This window comes from Halopenitus persicus, assembly GCF_002355635.1.
GTDB lineage: Archaea > Halobacteriota > Halobacteria > Halobacteriales > Haloferacaceae > Halopenitus > Halopenitus persicus_A.
Genome location: NZ_AP017558.1, coordinates 2,717,893 through 2,735,144, shown reverse-complemented (window position 1 = coordinate 2,735,144; position 17,252 = coordinate 2,717,893). Strand labels below are relative to the sequence as shown.

The window sequence follows — 17,252 nt, the reverse complement described above, 5'->3', positions numbered from 1 at the left end:
CGATGGCGGTTCGAGCGAGGCTGTCGCTGTCGGGCGAACGCCGACACGGCGGCGGCCATCAGACCGTGACCTCCTCGCGTCGTTCGATCCCCTCCTCGTCGGCGAACCGCTCGACGTCGCCGGCCGTGACGCGCCGCTTGTTCGCGCCCTGCTTTTTGACCCGCTTCGTGACCGCGCGGACCTCCGCGTCGGTCGGGGCGAAGCCGGCCTCGGTCAGGTGTTTCCGCACCGCGTTGGTCCCCGTGTGTTTCCCGAGCACGAACTCGCGTTCGGCGCCGACCATCTCCGGGGTCATCACGCCGGGCTCGAACGTGTCGGCGTTCTCCATCACGCCGGCCGCGTGGATCCCGGACTCGTGGGAGAACGCGTTCCGTCCGACCACGGGCTTGTTCGCCGGGACCGGGATGTCCGAGGCGTCCTCGACGATCCGCGAGAGGTCGATGATCTTCGTCGTGTCGATCCCGGTGTCGACGCCGTAGACCGATTCGGCCGCCATCACGACCTCCTCGTAGGCGGCGTTGCCGGCACGCTCACCGATGCCGTTGACCGAGACCTGCGCCTGGTGGGCGCCGTTCTCGAAGCCGGCCAACGCGTTGGCCGTCGCCAGCCCGAAGTCGTCGTGGGTGTGGACGTCGACGCGCGCGTCGGTGGCCTCGACGACCGCCTCGACGGTCTTCCCGAACGCGGTCGGCGTGCCGACCCCGCAGGTGTCCGGGATGTTGATCCAGTCGACGTCGGCGTCCGAGACCGCCTCGACGATCTCCATCAGGAACTCGGGGTCGGTCCGCGTGGCGTCCATCGGGGAGAACATACACTCCACGCCCGCCTCCTTCACGCGGCGAACGCTGTCGACGGCGCGCTCGACCGCGTCCTCGCGGGTCGCGTGCATCGAGTCCTCGAGTTGGACGTCGCTCGTGGAGACGAAGACGTGGACCATCTCCGCGCCCGAGTCGATCGCTGCCTCCACGTCCTTGTCGACGACGCGGGCCAGCCCGCAGACCGTGGCGTCGGTCGCGGCCGCGATGTCGCTGACGGCCTCGAACTCCGCCTCGGAGTTGACCGGGAACCCCGCCTCGATGACGTGGGTCCCCATCGCGTCCAGCGTGGACGCTATGCGTCGTTTCTCGTCGTAACTGAAGGACGTGCGTGGTGACTGTTCACCGTCTCGTAACGTCGTATCGAAAATTCGGACAGGACCGATGTCGATATTAGAAGCTATCGTGCCCTGGAAGAACTCGATCCGCCGGGGTGTCCGACGAAGCCTCCGTATGTTGTGTCATCGCGTTTCGAGTTGAGGCCGTCACCCTATTAAAGCTTTTCGCGACGGTGCCGGATCCCGGGCCGCGGCCCCTCCACGGTGCCGGATCGACTCTCGAGGAATCGACCGACTGAACACTGATAGCCGGAAATCTCTCGGGTGCCGGCCGGTAACGTGGCTCGAGGAGTGCCGATACGAAACGATGTTTAAATGCTGACTGACCGTTCGTCGAACGAGATCGTCGTCCAGGGGCGCGGTTCCGCGTCGGTCGCCGCGATGGGGGAACCCTTTTTAAGTCACGCGTGGACGTCAGGGTATGAGCGATTGGGACCTCGACCTCAGGCACGCGGAGGACCAGCTCGAGGAGATCGACGCCCGCGGCGACGTGGTCCTCGGGGTGCTCGACGGCTCCACGGACCCCGCCGAGTGGGTCCGCCACGTCGAGTACGGCAACACGCTGCTGTTGTCGATCGAGGGCGATCTGAACGAGCTCGCCGCCGGCTTCGCCCGCGAGATCCGTGATATGGACGGCGAGCTGATGCACTTCCGCGGCTTCCTCGTCGTGACCCCGCCCGACGTCGCGATCGATTCAGACCGGTTGAACGAGTGACCCGCGGTGGCCCGACCTTCCCGTAGCTGAGCGATCGTTCCGTGGACTGGGTGAGACTCCCTCTCCAACCGGGCGCGACTGAAAAGGTAATTGTACCGGAGCGCGCTGACGACGACGTGAACCGATGGTAGACTTCGAGCCCCGCCTCTACGAGGACCTCGACCCGGACGAGCGGCCGTCGCTCGCCGCGGCGCTCGTCCCGATCGCCGGGATGATCCTCTTTCTCAGCGTCGGCATCGTCGCGTTCGAACTCGACCCGCAGTTCCCGCTGTTCTGGGGGATCGCCCTCACCGGCCTGTTCGCCCGCTATCATCTCGGACTGTCGTGGGCCGACCTGTACGAGGGCGTCTCGAGCAGCCTGTTGATGGGGATGAAGGTGATCCTCATCATGTTCACCGTCTACGCGCTCATCGCCTCCTGGATCCAGGCCGGGACGATCCCGAGCCTGATGTACTACGGATTGGACCTGTTCACGCCGACGATCTTCCTCCCGGTCTCGGCCGCCCTCGCCGCGGTCGTCTCGTTCGCCGTCGGCTCCTCGTGGACGACTGCCGGCACCCTCGGTGTCGCGCTCATCGGGATCGGGTCCGGGCTCGGCATCCCCGCACCGATGACCGCGGGCGCGATCCTCACCGGGGCCTACACCGGCGACAAGCAGTCGCCGCTGTCGGACACGACGAACCTCGCCGCCGCCGTCACCAACACGGACCTCTACGACCACATCAACGCGATGCGGGCCGGCACGCTCGCCGCCTTCGGCCTGTCGTTCCTGCTGTACGTCGCGCTGGGGCTGCGCGCGTCCGGCGACATCCCCGCCGGCCGCATCGCCGAGATCCAGACGGCGATCGAGGGCACGTACGTCGTCTCGCCGCTCGTGTTCCTCCCCCTCCTCGTCACCTTCGGGCTCGCGATCTACGGGATTCCAGCCCTGCCGACGCTCGGGACGGGCGTGTTCGCGGGCGTGTTCACCGCGATGGCCGTGCAGGGGACCGCGTTCGGAACGGCGTGGGCGACCGCCCAGTCCGGGACGGCCCCCGAGACCGGGATGGAACTCGTGAACGAGCTCCTCGCGAGCGGCGGATTGATCGGCGGCGCGTGGATCGTCACGATCGCGATCGCGGCGCTCTCGCTCGGCGGGATGCTCGAGCGGGCCGGCGTCCTCGCGGTCCTCGCGCACCACCTGGGCCGGCTCGTACGCGGCGTCGGGAGCCTGACCGGCGTCACGGCCCTCTCGGCGATCTCGATGAACGCGCTGGCGGCCGAACAGTACGTGAGCATCGTCGTCCCGGGGATGACCCTCGAGAACCTCTACGCCGAGCAGGGGCTGCGGACGACGAACCTCTCGCGCGCGATCGAGGCCTCCGGAACGACGACCAGCGCGCTGATCCCCTGGAGCAGCGGCGGCCTGTTCATGACGGGCACGCTCGGGGTCTCCACCCTGGAGTACGCCCCGTTCTACTTCTTCGGCTTCCTCTCGCCGCTCGTCCTGATCGTGATGGGTGTCACCGGCTGGCAGATCGTGTATCAGGAGTAGTCGCGCCGTCCGATGCCATCGGATACCGTCCGACGCCGACGTCCGAACCGATCGTTGCGCTCGTCCCTCGAACCGACTTTTAAGCGCCTCGGAGCCATAGCGGACCCAATGAGCGACACCGAGTCCTCCGACGGGACCGGCGGGACCGACGAGCTGCACGTGATCGACCGCTTCGCCGAGGGGCTCGGGTGGATCGCGTACCCGGACGAGCCGATGCAGCGCGCGAGCCACGCGGTCGCGGTGCCGAACGAGGAGGCCGAAGACGTCCCGGACGTCTGGGTGATCGATCCGGTCGACCCACCGGGTGCGGACGGCGCGGATCGGCTGGATGTCCTCCTCGCGGACCTGGGTTCGGTCGCGGGCGTGGCGTGCTGTCTCGACCGACACAAACGCGACGCCGCCGCGGTCGCGACGCGCCACGACGTCGCCGTCTGGATCCCCGAGTGGATGACGGGCGTCGCGGACGAACTGGACGCGCCGGTCGAGCGGTTCGGGTCCCGCCTGGCCGACACCGGCTTCGAGGCGATCCGCGTGAAGAACTCCTCGCTGCCGCCCTGGCAGGAGGTCGCCCTCTTCGACGGATCGACATTGATCGTTCCCGAGGCGGTCGGCACGAACGGCCTCTTTCTCGCCGACGGCGAACGCCTCGGCGTCCATCCGGCGTTGCGCCCGTTCCCGCCGCGGCGCCCCTTCGCCGGACTGAAGCCGGATCGAGTTCTCGTCGGCCACGGCGCGGGCGTTCACGAGCGGGCGGCGGACGTGCTCGCGGACGCGCTCGCCGGCGCACGACGGCGTGCGCCCTCGGCGTACCTGAACGCGCTGCGGGCGGTCATCGGGTCGTGACGTCGAACGCCGATCCCCCGGCCGCGCGACGCGTTCCGGAGGGGATTTGGGATCGACGACCGGAGCGTCGGTATGACCGACCGGTTCGGACGTGATCGTGATGGCCGGTAAAACGGGGGCTGGCGACCCGGCCGACGGCGGGGTGGCGGCCGATGAAACGACGGACGCCGGGTCGATCGACGGCGAGTCCGGACGAACCGAGGCGTCCCCATTCAGCGATCACGACCCGATCGCGACCTACGACCGGATCGCGACCCACTTCTCGAAGACGCGCGAGTACGCCTGGCCGGAGGTCGAGTCGTTCCTCGCGGACCGGACCGCGACCCGAGCGATCGACGTGGGCTGTGGAAACGGCCGTCACACGGAACTCCTCGCCGACCACGCCGAGACGGCCGTCGGCGTGGACGCGAGCCGGGGGTTGCTCGCCGAGGCTCGCACGCGTGCCGCCGACCGCGGAGTGACCGCGTCGTTCCTGCAGGGCGACGCCGCGTCGCTCCCGATCGCGACCGATGCCGCGGATCTCGGGGTCTACGTGGCGACGATCCATCACCTTCGGCCCCGCCGCCGGCGCGTCCGGAGCCTGAACGAGCTCGCGCGCGTCCTCGATCCTGCGGGCGTCGCCCTCGTGAGCACCTGGAGCGCGGCCCACGACCGCTTCGCCGACGTCGATCCAGTCGCCGATCCGGACGTTCGCGCGGTCACGGACGCGGACGGAACCCCGATCGGGTTCGACACGACCGTCGACTGGACGCTCCCCAGCGGGGAAACGGTCCCGCGCTTTTACCACATTTATACGCCGAACGGCTTCCGGGGCGACCTCGCGGCGAGCGACCTGTCGATCGAGTCGTTCGAGATCTCCAGCGGGAACTGCTACGTGACGGTGCGGCCGTCGGACGGGATCGCCCCGAAAGAGTAAGGTCCTTATTCCACCGGCGTTTTCGCCTAGACGAGCGCCGGTGGTCTAGCTGGTATGACTTTGGCCTTCCAAGCCAACGACCCGGGTTCAAATCCCGGCCGGCGCACTCCCTTCGGTCGTTTACCGGCCGTACCCCCGCTCGCGTTGCTCGCGGGGATCCCGGCCGGCGCATTTCTCGAACGAAGTGAGAGAAATCGCCGACGGATTTGAACCCTCTCAGTCGCGCACAGCGAGCGACGCGAGCGAGCACGTCTGAGTTCGGTCACTTCGCTCACGGCACTCCCGGGCGACGCACCCCGCGAACGGGCGAACTTGACGGGAACGTCCACCGCGCCAACGTCACTCCGGTCTCCGCGCCGAGAATCGACGAAGACTCATCGACCGACGTGCGGACGCCGGGCTCACTGGGGATGAGCGAGGAGACACCAGTTCCCGATGCCCGAATCCGCCACGTTCGACTGGAGCGTTGTTCCTCCTCAGTCCGAGGAGTCGGTTGGCTCTTCGAACCCCGTCCGGGTCATCTTCCCCCATGATTTGTCACCAAGCAGATATTCAAACGTCGCTTGACACGAAACGAGCGCACGCCACGGCCTGTAGCTGAAACTTTCGAGGAGCGCATATCCCAAGAGCACGGCCACGTCCTTCGGATCATCGTACCGGCGATACGTGAGAACCTCTCCAAAAATGGCGACGGTACTCAAGATGGCACCGAGCCCGACGGACACGAAGAGGAACGCGATGAAAAACCACACGTCGAGGGCCCCGATGACGAAAAGCAACGGCACCAAGACGTATCCGAGCGCCTCAACCAACCGGCCGATTCCCTCGACGAATACAAACAGCGGCAATGCAACCAGTCCGACGAGTCCGTACGATGGCCGGCCGATCGCATCCCGGTGTTTGACGAGCGTGTCGAGCAAGCCCCGAAACCACCGCCGCCGCTGTCGACTCAGAACGGAGAGCGACTCGGGAACCTCCGTCCAGACGACGGGGTGTGGAAGAAACGTCACCTCGTACTCTTGATCGGCGTCGATGAGATGCCGATGGAGACGAACGACGAGCTCCATGTCCTCGGTGATGCTGTCGGTATCGTAGCCACCGATCTCGCGGACCGTTTCCGCATCGAACAGCCCGAACGCTCCGGAGATGATTATCAAGCTGCGAATGCGACTGAGCCCGGTTCGACCCAAGAAGAACGCCCGGAGATATTCGACGGCCTGAAATCGAACGAGCCGACTCCTCGAGAGGGCGACGTCGGCTGGAGCACCTTTCTCAAACGAGACGCCGTTTGCGATCCGAACCGTTCCACCCGTTGCTACCGTGGCGGTTGGCTTCGTCAGGAAGGGCTCAACGATCGCCTGCAGAGCGCCCCGTTCGATGAGCGAGTCGGCATCGATCGCACAAAAAAGCGGCTTCTGCGTGAAGAACAGCCCCGCGTTTAGCGCATCCGCTTTGCCGCCGTTTGCTTTATCGATCAGGACGAGATCCGTGTCCGGCGCACGGTAGATCCGATCGACCGGTTCACACGGTAATTCGACGGGATAGTCCGCATCGATGCGTTCCAACTCGAACTCCGAAACGAGTCGGCCCACCGTGCCGTCAGTTGACCCGTCATTGACGACTATCACCTCATAAAACGGATATTCAAGCGATAGAAGGGACGTGACGCTGTCGACGATCACTTTTTCCTCGTTATACGCCGGCACAACGATCGCGATCCCGGGAAGGAACTGATTGGACTGCAGTATCCCAGCAGGCTCGTATGATTCCAGCTCCGTGCGCTGCCGGATATGGGTGATCGCGAAGACCGTGAGCGTGAGGTAGGTGCCGTTGATCACGAGAAAGTACGCCATCGCGAAGACGCCGAACCCGAACAGGACGGTCGACACGTATGGATCGAATGTCATCGGGAGTGCACCGGGCGCGAGCCTGGCGATGTGCGTCCCCCTTGCTGGTCACTCACCGCGAGTTCGGCTTCGACCCACTCCCATGCCTTCCGGAGGCCGATCTGATCGCCGTATCCTTCCCTTGGCGTTTCCAACGACTGTAACCCCCTGACAGCAACGAGTTGGCATCGCTCGTCGGCTTCGGTGATCGTCGCCCATTCGAGGTAGTCCCGTGATTGCTCGTCCCCCCAGTACGTGAGTACGTCGTACGTTGCTCGTCGGACGTTCGCCGCGTTGTCGGTGATGAGCGATCGGAGATCGAGACGGGTTCGCACGGCGTCCCGCCAGCCCTGTTGTTTGAACGCGCGTACCGCCGCAGTTCGAACCGTCGGTGACTCGTGCTCGAGCAGGGGGAACAACCAGTCAATGGGTGCGTCCGGGTCGATCTGTTCCGTATGCTCGAGCACGAAGCACGTTTGAATGAGTATCGACTGCCTCCAGACCGGGACTGCATCCGCCGCTTGGTGGAGTAGCGGCGTCTCCCCGCCGGTATTCAGATCGGCAAGCGTCTCAAGTCCGTAGATCGTTATCGGCTCCTGTCCGTCCCAGAGGATGAGTTTTGACCCCAATTCAGCGGCGTTTTCGTACTCGTCCCGACGTTCATAGAGGAGCCGAGCGGCTGCCTCCCTCGTTCGTTGCGTGTCGGAACACGTTTCGAGCAGACGATCAACGGTGAGTGGATGGTCAAGCATCGCTAACCTGGCGAGCGCTCGAAGGCGGGGGACGACCGCGGATCGGTCGAGTGCGGCGTCGGACCGCTCTCCGAGGTCGAGGGCCGCTGCGACGTCCAAAAACGTCTCTCGCTGCTCGCCTTCGACGACGCGGAGATATCGATCAAGGACCGCGATGAGGCAGTCACGCTCGGTAGCCGACAGCGATTCGGTCCAGCGCTCCCACTCGGGATGAGAGCGCTTTTGTCGCTCAAATAGCGTTTCTCGGACCGTTTCACGGCTCCGTGCCGTGATCGTGTCCACCCGTCGCTTCCACGCGGCAAGGCCGATGGCGAGCACTGATAACGCACCGAAGACGACGAACAGGCCGCCGGCTATGATGCCTACTACCGCTGTCGGTGACATTTTTAGTCCATATGCGTTACCCGCGTGATGAGTTCGCTTGGACTGAACGGTTTCGTCACGTAGTCATCGACGCCGAGTTCATATGCTTCCGCAAGCCGCTCCTCGTCATCAACCCCGCTCAACATAACCGTCGGAATGGGCGCCAACCGGTCGAAATCGGACCGCCGTCGGAGAAAATCCAGCCCGCCGACGTCGGGCATGAGGAGATCGAGTATGATGACGTCCGGCAGTGAATCCGCCGTTTCGAGGTATTCCAACGCTTCAGCACCATCGTTACGAACGACCACGTCGAATCCGTTACTTTCGAACGTAAACTGAAGCAGTTGCTGTAGATCGTCGTCGTCCTCGACGATGAGTACCGTACGGATGTCCGACATATTATAAATATTCAAAGGACGCCGTCGGTGGGATCGGATGTTGTGCGAGAAGTTGCGTAATGAGATCCGTGAGATCGGGCGGTCGATGGAGGAACTGGCGGCCCCCCAAGGTCGGGATCCACGATCGATCATACGGATCGGCCTCGGTCGGAGCCACGGCCAACAGCGGTCGACCGTTGCCGGGAGCGATCGTTCGAAGTCCGTCGATGTCACGTGCGGACAACCGACGATAGACCTCGGGATCGAGACAGACAACGTCGGCCGCTATCTCGGTCTCCGTTAGTGTGGTCGCCAATTCCTGTGGGGTACCGATGCTTGACTCAACCCGTTCGGCAATCACGCCGCCGGGATGTTCCGTAAAGAATCCGGCGACGGTTGCGGTCGCCGGCGTTTCTACGAAGGGTTGTAGCGCTTGCGTAAACTGTTCGGACGAGATGGTTGGCGAGATCACCCCGGAGAGAGCAAGCGCGATCGGCGTCGTTGTCTCGGTATAGAGCGAAATCAAAACGTACGGCGGGAGCTCTGTCTCCATCGTTGATAGCTCACTGATGAGTTCAACGCCGGTGGTTTCGGGCCAGATGGCGTCAACAAGCACGTACTCGAAGGACTGACTGCGTAACATCTCCACCGCGTCGTCGGCGGTATCCGTATGCACCACCTCGATCCCGCTGTAGTAACTCGGGTCGTCCGCCACCAGTGCAGCGAGATGTGGATTCGTACTCCACACGAGGATCCGATGGACGGTTTCAGGAGCGGACACGATCGGTACGGCTCGGGCGTGTCCCGACTCGCTTGCCGTCTGGATCCGTTCGACGAGCCCGTTCAGCTCGGCGCTCACCCGCTGAATCCGCCTCAGCGCATCTCGACGATCCGCCGATAGCTCCGCGGTGTCCCTGAGAAGAAGCTCCGTTTGAGCCTGAATGATGGTGAGATGACGACGAAACTGGTATGCTGACGCCGTCTTTTCCCCACCCTCAGGATCCTCATCCATACGAACGGCTATTCACGGTTCACTATTAAGTGTATTTCACTGACAGGGGTTGCTCCGGAGGAACCGTTTCGTGGCCAACCGCTGTGCGTCAAGTTTTAGGTGCTTTCCGGCGCTGGTGGTTGTATGAAGCCACTCGATGAAGCCGAAATCGAGGAGGTGCTCATCGACAACGGACTCGGAGTGCTTTCTTTGGTCGAAGGGACGGAACCCTACGGAATCCCGATGTCGTTCGGCTATGGGGATGAGATGATCAGCTTCATGATGCAGCGGGAGGGAGACGCTGAGAGCCGGAAGATGGCTGCCCTTGAGTCGAATCCGACTGCCTGCCTGACGGTGTATGAACACGAGGAGGGCCCTCCCGAACGCTGGCGAAGCGTGATCGTCACGGGAGAGTTGTATGAGATCCCCGACGATGAAGAGGGGGAAGCGTTCTTTAATTTGGCCGATAACGCCGTCTTCGCACCGGACTTTGACGTGTTGAATGTCTCTCCGGAGGAGATAGACCTGCGATATATCGGCCTGACGATCGAGGATATCAGCGGCCGAGAATATTCCCCCCTCGCCGTGTATGGGCAACGCTGAGCGGACAGGCTGCTGGGGCTCCCATTGTGGCTCGGCACTGGTCAGAAGCGGAACGACGATGCCGGCGAGCGACGGGAGGCCGGCACCCGGGACCGAAGTGGTGGCCGGGTGGACGCTAAGTGGCCGGGTGGACGCTAAGTCGCTGGTTGGAGACGGTATACGCCACCGCCGCTGCCGCCGTCGGTGCTTCCCAGGACGTACAGCTCGCTGCCGTGGCGGTGGAACGAGAAGAGACGGGCCAGCCTCCCGGCATCGTCGTCCGCGACGGGAAGCGGCTGGATCGGCCACAGTCCCTCGCTTCGGGGAGTTGCGACGAACAAGCGCCCCTCCGCGCGGTGGTCGCCAAACACGAACCGCCCACGAAGTCCGGGCAGCGCGTGGCCGCGGTAGACGTTGCCCGTGATGACCGAGACTCCGCTAACGACACCGCCGTCGTGGGGATACTCGACGACCGGCGACAGAAGCGGTTCGCCGCCCCGGACGCTCGGCGGCGTGGTTTCGGGACAGCTGTCCGCCTCGTAGCAGTGGGTCCCCTCCATCACGTTCCATCCATAATTACCGCCCTTCCGGACGCGATCGATCTCCTCAAACCGGCTCTGACCCACGTCTCCAGCGTAGAGGTCAGCACCGTCGAAGGCGAGCCGCCACGGGTTCCGGAATCCCCACGCGAACTGTTCGTCAGGGCCGGGCTCCCCGACCAGCGGGTTATCGTTCGGGATCGCGTAGGCCCGCTCGCCCCGACTGCCGTCGACGTCGATCCGAAGAATGCTTCCGAGACGATTGGCGGTCACGTCCTGACCGTTGCCGCCCGGGACCGCATCGTACCAGTCGGAGACGTGACCGCGTCCCTGGTCTCCACCGGCGCCACCGTCGCCGACCCCAACGTAGAGGTACCCGTCCGGGCCGAAGACGATGGAGCCAGCGTTGTGGTTCGCTTGCGGTTCGGGGATGGTGAGGACGGTCCGCTCGGAGTCGGGTCGGACGCCCCGCCCGTCCTCCGTAACCCGGAACTCGGCGAGGACGAAGGTGTGGCTGAATCCCGACGGCGTCCCCGCCCGTGGCGGGGCCGAGTAGCGCACGAACAGGCGGCGATCGGTCTCGAACTCCGGGTGGGGCGCGATGCCGAGAAGACCCATCTCGTAGCCGGTCACGACCGTCTCGCGCAAGTCCAGCAACGGCTCGGACCGAAGTTCCCCGTTCTCCAAGACGCGGATCAGCCCGTGCTGCTCGGCGACGTATTGGACGGCGGCGTCCGGGATGGTGGCCATATCCAGCGGGACGCGCAGACCGCTCGCAACCGTGTCGAGCCCCACGACCGAGGGGAGGGCGGGCACCGCCGTCGTTTCGCCGTCCGTCGGCGTCCGGTCGGCGGTCGTGGTCGACCTCGACGGGGGGAGAGCACACCCTGCCAGACCGCCGAGCGTGCCCGTTACCGCAGCGAGAAACCGTCGCCGATCCATACGCCAGTATGCCCTCTCAGCTACAAAAAAGCTCTCCGAGCGGAGGGCCGCTTGGGTGCAGCGGATTCGCCGTACGGACTCTCCAGCTCGATGCCGAGTCTGGGATCGAGAACGTCGAGTGAGGTGGACGGTGAGTGAGGTGGACGGTGAGTGAGGTGGACGGCGATCCGATCGGGGCTTTCCGACCGACCGGCTCCCGTCCGACTACGCGCGGATCGCGGCGCGCTGGTCGGGGATGAGATCCAGCGACGGCTCGACGTCGCCGAGCACCAACAGCGCGTAATACCGGAGGTACGTCACGATGGCGGCCTGCACGAGCAGCCAGACCACGAATACCGCCGCGAGGAACACGGCGACGAGGAGGGCCAGGACGACCGTGCCGACCGTGGAGGCGAACGTGACGGTGGCGTAGACGATCGCCCCGAGCACGGCGACCGGGAGGAGCAGTCCGATCGCGACGACGCCGGTGACGATCGAGCCGAGCAGTCCGGCCGCGATCCCCAGGAGGCCGGCCACCAGGAGGTACGCGAGGTACTGTTTCCAGGCGACCCGGATCGACGCCCACAGCCGGCGCCAGGCGGCGAGCACGCCGGCGTCAGTCATCGTCATGATCGGGACGACGAAAACGGTCGTGAGCGTGTCCACGATCGCGAACAGGATGCCGAGGAGGATCAGGACGGCCAGTCCGACCAGGAACGTCGGGAAGGCGATCACCGGGTCGATGATGCCGCCCAGGGAGGCGATGAACAGCCCGACCCAGCCGAGGAACAGCACCGCGACCGGGAGCCCGATCAGGATTCGGAACCCGAACAGGCGGAGCCCCTGTCGCCACCGGTCGCTCAGATACTCCCGCAGTACGACGCGTCGCTGCCGCAGCGACTCGATCAGGACGAACTCCATCGTCGCCCCAATGACCCCGAGCACGATCCCGACCAGGATCACGAGGGCGATCCCGACGACGAGAAACGGGAGCACGTCGTCCGGGATCGACGTCGGGAGGTCCCCGGGCGGCGTCGATGACGGCGGATCCGACGGTCCGGGGATGCTGCTTCCGGCGTTGAACTGGGCGGTTGGGAACCCAGATCCGCCGACGAAGAACGCGACGAGGGCGAGCTTGAGCCAACGACCTATCCGTGGAGGAAACAGGAACGACCGCGTCGCCTCGATGGCGTCGTCGACGTCCTGGAGGGCGTGGAGGGCCATACGTGACGGTACGGTGACACCGACTTAGGAGTTCCGGCGATACGATGGGGCCCCGTCGATCGCTCGGGCGAATGACGGGGCCCCGGACGGTCCGTGCCGGGGCGTCTCGGATATGTGGTTCGCACGCAGACACTTTATTAGCCCATCGCCGAAACGGTTCGTATGGGCAGCCACAGATGACGCTCTCGGACGACCGCCTCGAACTCGCCCTGGAGCGGACCGATTCGGTGTTCTTCGAGATCGACGCCGAGTCGGGAGCGGTCTCCCACCTCGGGGAACTCGACCGTCTCTTCGGGGTCGACGAGGCGGCCATCCCGACCTGGGAGGCGTTCGAACGGCGCGTCGTTCACCCGCGAAATGCGGCCGAGTTCGAGCGGTCGGTCCGGCGGATCCTCTCCGGGGAGATAGACGAGGATTCGATCGAGTACCGGATCCGCGTCGACGGCGAGGTGCGCTGGATCAAAACCGACGTCTACGCCGAGCCGGATCCCGAGAGCGGCCGCCGGTACGCGGTCGGGATCGCGCGTGACGTCACCGATCGAAAGCGGCGCGAGCGCGAGCTCGAGACGCTCTCGGGGTTCCTCCGGAGCCTCTACGACGTGACCACCGATCGCGACTACAGCTTCGAGGAGAAGATCGATCGTCTGCTGGCGATCGGCTGCGCGGAGCTCGACCTCCCGTACGGGTTTCTCACCCGGATCTCCGCCGAGGGCGTCGCCGGGGCGGACGACGTGACCGTCCCCGTCGCCGACGACGTGGTCACGGGGGCACCGCCAAGCGATCGGCAGCAGACGATCGTCCGGGCACACGGGTCCCATCCGGAGCTGCAGCCGGGCGAGTCGTGCCCGCTCTCGGAGGCGTACTGCCGGAAGACGATCGAGACGCCGGACCTCCTCGCCATCCGCGACGCGGGCGCGGCCGGATGGGACGGGGACCCGGCGTACGAGCGCTTCGATCTCGGCTCGTACGTCGGCGGGAAGGTCATCGTCGACGGCGAGCTGTACGGAACGCTCTGTTTCGCGGCGACGAGCGCGCGGGACCGCCCCGTTTCGGACGCCGAGCGATCGATGGTGCGGCTGCTGACCAAGTGGACGAGCTACGAGCTGGAGCGCCGCCGCTCGACCGCCGAGCTCCGCGACCGCAACGAGCGGCTCGAACGCTTCGCGAGCATCGTGAGCCACGACCTGCGGAATCCCCTCAACGTCGCGATCGGCCGACTCGATCTCGCGATGGAGGCGGATCGATCCGACGCCACCGCGGACGAAACGGACGCCGCTACGGACGAAACGGACGCCACCACGGACGAAACGGACGCCGCTACGGACGAAACGGACGCCGATCGGCGGGAGCATCTGGCGGCGATCGACCGCTCGCTCGATCGGATGGACGCGCTCATCACGGACCTCCTGACGCTCGCGCGGGAGGGCGAGTCGATCACCGAGACCGGGCCCGTCGCGCTTGCCGATTGCTGTCGGGACTGCTGGGTCACCGTCGAAACGGCCGACGCCGACCTGTCGATTCGCACCGACGCAGTCGTCGACGCCGACCGGAGCCGGCTCACGCAGGTGCTGGAAAATCTCTTCGGCAACGCGGTCGAACACGGCGGCCAGGACGTGACCATCACGGTCGGAACGCTTCCGAACGGCGACGGCTTCTACGTCGCGGACGACGGCCCCGGAATCCCCGACGCCGATCGTGATCGCGTCTTCGAGGCAGGCCATTCGACGGCGAACGACGGGACCGGGTTCGGCCTCTCGATCGTCAGGGAGATCACGGCCGGACACGGCTGGAACGTCCGCGTGACCGACGCCGAATCCGGCGGCGCGCGGTTCGAGTTCACCGGGGTCGACCTCGAGACGTCGGCGACGGAGCTGCCGACCGGGGACGATCCCCGATCCGCAGATCGTGACGGTGAGTCGGCGTCCGAGGAGTGACGCGGCGAGGAGACCGTCGCTCCGGTCATCCGGTCATCCGGTCACTCCGAGAACTCGCCCAGTCCGGTCTGGGCCGTCCCGCGTCGCCGCTCGTCAGGCACGGTCGTCGCAATGATCTCGTCGACCTCATCGCGGTTGCTCGCGTCGCTGTTGATCGCCCGCGTGGCGCCCTCGAGATCGACGTCGAGTCCTGCCTCGAGGTAGCGGTCGGCGGTCACGCCGCTGTTGGAGACGACGACGGAAACGCCGGCGTCGTCCAGGTCCGTCACGAGATCGATAAGCCGTTCCTGGTCCTCGCGATCGAATCCGTCCGCGCTGTAGTCGGTGAAGTTCGCGGTCGGACTCATCGGCTCGTAGGGCGGATCGACGTAGACCAGGTCGTCCGGCGTCGCGACCTCCCGGACGTACTCGAAGTCGCGGTTGTGGATCGTCGCCCCCTGCAGCACGCGGCTGGCCTCCCGGATCCGGTCGGCCTGCACCCAGTCCGGATCGGCGTATCGGCCGATCGGAACGTTGAATCCACCGTCGGCGTTCTCGCGGTAGAGCCCGTTGTAGCAGGTCCGGTTGAGATAGGCCAACAGCGCGGCCTCCTCGAGCGCGTCGAACGACTCTCCGTAGGGGCGCCTGTTGAACCGAGCGCGCTGCTGGTAGTAGTAGGCATCGACCGTGGCTCCCCGCAGCGTCTCCTCGGCGAACGCCAGGTCGGGGTCGGGGTCGGCCTCCGGATCGTCGAACGACTCGAGGCGGTCGATCAGCGCCTCCGGCGCGTCCCGGACCTGCTCGTAGAAGTTGACGAGCCGCGGGTTCGTGTCGTTGATCGTCGCGTTCGCGGGCTCGAGGTCGAAGAAGACCGCGCCGCCGCCGAAGAAGGGCTCGTGATATCGGTCATAGTCGGTCGGGAACCGCCGGTAGATCGCCTCGAGAAGTTGCCGTTTCCCGCCGGCCCACTTCAACACGGGCTTCGCCATTCGTGTTCGCGCGGTACTCCTCGCGCCGGGGTTATAAACGCCTCGTCGAGCCGTCCCGCGGCCGTACCGTTTTGTACGAGCGCGACCCACGCCGAAGCGTGGTTCCAGACGCCGAGTTCGGCTACGAGCTGCTCGTCTGCCGGTGGGCCGAGTTGACCTGGCGCCCGGACGGCGACCCGACGCCCGCGATCGTCGGCCGCCAGGTCGGCACCCGACGGCGCCGGTGGGACACCGTCGTCGTCGAGGTGGACCCCGACGGGTTTCGCCGGCGCCGGGCCCTCGGCGACCGGGAGATCGACCGCGAGCTGCTCGGGATCGTCCGCGAGGCGCCGCCCGACTGGGAGTGGTATCGTGATGCGCTTCCCGAGCCGGACTATCCCTGGCGATACGTTCGCGAGGCGGTCCATCGGGCGGCCGACCGCGGCCTGATCGACGAGCGCACGAGCGGGGACGCGGGCGGCCGGATCGAGATCCGACGCACGCGACCGTACCCCGACTGGGTCCGCCGGATCGTCGCGATCGAGAACAAGCCGGACCTCGACGCGAGCGCCGCCGCGGCGCTCGCCGACCAGCTCGAGTACGACGTCGACGCCGGGCTTCTCGACGAGACCTGGCTCGCGACGGAGGCGACGGGGTCGCGGCTCGAGCCGGCACTCAGACGCGAGATCCCGATCGAGGCCGGCATCGTGCTCACCGACTTCGGGACGGGCGTGGATCCCGAGTCGGGGACGGTCGCGTGGCTCCCGAGCGACCTCCGAACCGTGGGAAACGGCGATACCGGCGGTGACGCCGGTGGCGGCGATGGCGGTGGCGGCGATGAGGACGGCGACGGGAGTGACGGCGACGCCGGATCGAACGCCGCCGCGACCGATCCGGACCGCGAAACCCGCCGGCTCGTCCTTGCCGAGCGCGTCTACGGCAGAGGCTGGCGCTCGTTCCACGACACGATGCGACCCGACTGTCGCCACTTTCAGCTGGCTCACGCGGGCGAGGCGATGCGTCCCCACTGCGCCGCGAAGGGTCGCTGTCCGACCGCCCGCGAGTGTTCGAGCTCGTGTCCCTCGGTGTCCCCGGAGCCACCCGCCTGGCGCACCCAGGGGTGGCCGATCGAGGGCGGGCCCGGGAAGGGGATCACGCGGTTGCTCGAGCGCCGGCGCGAGCGGGCACGATATCGGACGCTGCGGCGGTGAACTCTACCGTTAGGATTCAGCCTAACACTTATCGGGATGGGATCCGTCAATATACGTGTGGATGAGCAATGATGTTACCGTACTCGAAGACGAGATCGAAGCCTACGCCGACGGACCGTTGCCCGAGTACGCGTGCTCTCGGTTCCACCGTCGGAACGATTTCGGGAAGGGATCAAGTATGCCTACCACTACGGGAACGCCGGTGCGGATGATCCGATCATCAGATTCGACAATCACCACGGCGTACACGAACTCCACCTGGGATCCGAGACGTTCGAGATCGACTACCCCGGACTCGCGAACATCTTCCGTGCCTGGCGGGCAGCGCTTCCGCCGGAGAAACGTGCCGACTGGTGACCGAACC

General features: G+C 65.9%; 14 protein-coding genes, 1 tRNA gene and 2 pseudogenes. 9 read left to right on the top strand and 8 right to left on the bottom strand.

The features are described 5' to 3' along the window. Positions 1-58: 58 nt before the first annotated feature. Entirely contained in the window at positions 59-1,270 is a 1,212-nt protein-coding gene (locus CPZ00_RS13265) for a LeuA family protein (protein ID WP_172861869.1), read from the bottom strand. Between the two features lie 304 nt (positions 1,271-1,574). On the opposite strand from CPZ00_RS13265, the pseudogene CPZ00_RS13260 reads away from it, so the two are divergent. The 5 genes and pseudogenes from CPZ00_RS13260 to CPZ00_RS13240 form a co-directional block, all read left to right on the top strand. Beyond that, positions 1,575-1,865, top strand: a pseudogene (locus CPZ00_RS13260) (DUF5779 family protein); the annotation flags it as partial. Between the two features lie 127 nt (positions 1,866-1,992). Further along, the gene (arcD, locus tag CPZ00_RS13255) at positions 1,993-3,402 is read left to right on the top strand and encodes an arginine/ornithine antiporter ArcD (RefSeq protein ID WP_096391314.1); all 1,410 of its coding nucleotides are present in this window, start codon (positions 1,993-1,995) and stop codon (positions 3,400-3,402) included. A gap of 108 nt (positions 3,403-3,510) precedes the next feature. Further along, a complete protein-coding gene (locus tag CPZ00_RS13250) occupies positions 3,511-4,245 on the top strand; it encodes a hypothetical protein (RefSeq protein ID WP_096391313.1) in 735 nt (244 codons plus the stop codon). A 100-nt stretch (positions 4,246-4,345) separates the two neighbouring features. Continuing rightward, positions 4,346-5,161 (top strand): class I SAM-dependent methyltransferase, encoded by an 816-nt coding sequence (locus CPZ00_RS13245; RefSeq protein WP_096391727.1) that lies wholly within the window; start codon positions 4,346-4,348, stop codon positions 5,159-5,161. Between the two features lie 34 nt (positions 5,162-5,195). Then, positions 5,196-5,267: transfer RNA gene (locus tag CPZ00_RS13240), tRNA-Gly, on the top strand. Positions 5,268-5,637: 370 nt separating this feature from the next. Here the strand turns inward: CPZ00_RS13240 and CPZ00_RS13235 are convergent. The 4 genes from CPZ00_RS13235 to CPZ00_RS15415 are packed head-to-tail and all read right to left on the bottom strand — an operon-like array spanning position 5,638 to position 9,551. Then, positions 5,638-7,014, bottom strand: coding sequence for a glycosyltransferase family 2 protein (locus CPZ00_RS13235; protein ID WP_199243360.1), 1,377 nt, complete (start codon positions 7,012-7,014; stop codon positions 5,638-5,640). A 50-nt stretch (positions 7,015-7,064) separates the two neighbouring features. Continuing rightward, positions 7,065-8,183, bottom strand: coding sequence for a HEAT repeat domain-containing protein (locus CPZ00_RS13230; RefSeq protein WP_096391311.1), 1,119 nt, complete (start codon positions 8,181-8,183; stop codon positions 7,065-7,067). Positions 8,184-8,185: 2 nt separating this feature from the next. Then, complete coding sequence (locus CPZ00_RS13225) at positions 8,186-8,560, bottom strand: response regulator (protein ID WP_157744246.1); 375 nt, start codon at positions 8,558-8,560, stop codon at positions 8,186-8,188. Between the two features lies 1 nt (position 8,561). Further along, positions 8,562-9,551, bottom strand: coding sequence for a response regulator (locus CPZ00_RS15415; RefSeq protein WP_157744245.1), 990 nt, complete (start codon positions 9,549-9,551; stop codon positions 8,562-8,564). Positions 9,552-9,674: 123 nt separating this feature from the next. Between CPZ00_RS15415 and CPZ00_RS13220 the strand changes: the two genes are divergently transcribed. Then, positions 9,675-10,133, top strand: a complete 459-nt coding sequence (locus CPZ00_RS13220; protein WP_096391309.1) for a pyridoxamine 5'-phosphate oxidase family protein — start codon at positions 9,675-9,677, stop codon at positions 10,131-10,133. Between the two features lie 134 nt (positions 10,134-10,267). Here CPZ00_RS13220 and CPZ00_RS13215 read toward each other — a convergent pair whose 3' ends face one another. Together CPZ00_RS13215 and CPZ00_RS13210 are read right to left on the bottom strand one after the other, a co-directional pair. Further along, the gene (locus CPZ00_RS13215) at positions 10,268-11,593 is read right to left on the bottom strand and encodes a PQQ-dependent sugar dehydrogenase (protein WP_096391308.1); all 1,326 of its coding nucleotides are present in this window, start codon (positions 11,591-11,593) and stop codon (positions 10,268-10,270) included. 204 nt (positions 11,594-11,797) lie between these two features. After that, positions 11,798-12,796: a DUF7544 domain-containing protein gene (locus tag CPZ00_RS13210; protein ID WP_096391307.1), complete on the bottom strand. Its 999-nt coding sequence runs from the start codon at positions 12,794-12,796 to the stop codon at positions 11,798-11,800. 176 nt (positions 12,797-12,972) lie between these two features. Here CPZ00_RS13210 and CPZ00_RS13205 point away from each other — a divergent pair, with 176 nt between their 5' ends. Beyond that, a complete protein-coding gene (locus tag CPZ00_RS13205; RefSeq protein ID WP_172861837.1) occupies positions 12,973-14,730 on the top strand; it encodes an ATP-binding protein in 1,758 nt (585 codons plus the stop codon). Positions 14,731-14,771: 41 nt separating this feature from the next. On the opposite strand, the gene CPZ00_RS13200 is transcribed toward CPZ00_RS13205, so the two are convergent. Then, positions 14,772-15,698 (bottom strand): DNA adenine methylase, encoded by a 927-nt coding sequence (locus CPZ00_RS13200; RefSeq protein WP_096391305.1) that lies wholly within the window; start codon positions 15,696-15,698, stop codon positions 14,772-14,774. A 98-nt stretch (positions 15,699-15,796) separates the two neighbouring features. On the opposite strand from CPZ00_RS13200, the gene CPZ00_RS13195 reads away from it, so the two are divergent. Together CPZ00_RS13195 and CPZ00_RS13190 are read left to right on the top strand one after the other, a co-directional pair. After that, complete coding sequence (locus CPZ00_RS13195; RefSeq protein ID WP_096391304.1) at positions 15,797-16,888, top strand: DUF5787 family protein; 1,092 nt, start codon at positions 15,797-15,799, stop codon at positions 16,886-16,888. A 61-nt stretch (positions 16,889-16,949) separates the two neighbouring features. Continuing rightward, a pseudogene (locus CPZ00_RS13190) lies at positions 16,950-17,245 on the top strand (toxin-antitoxin system TumE family protein). The last annotated feature ends 7 nt before the right edge of the window (positions 17,246-17,252 follow it).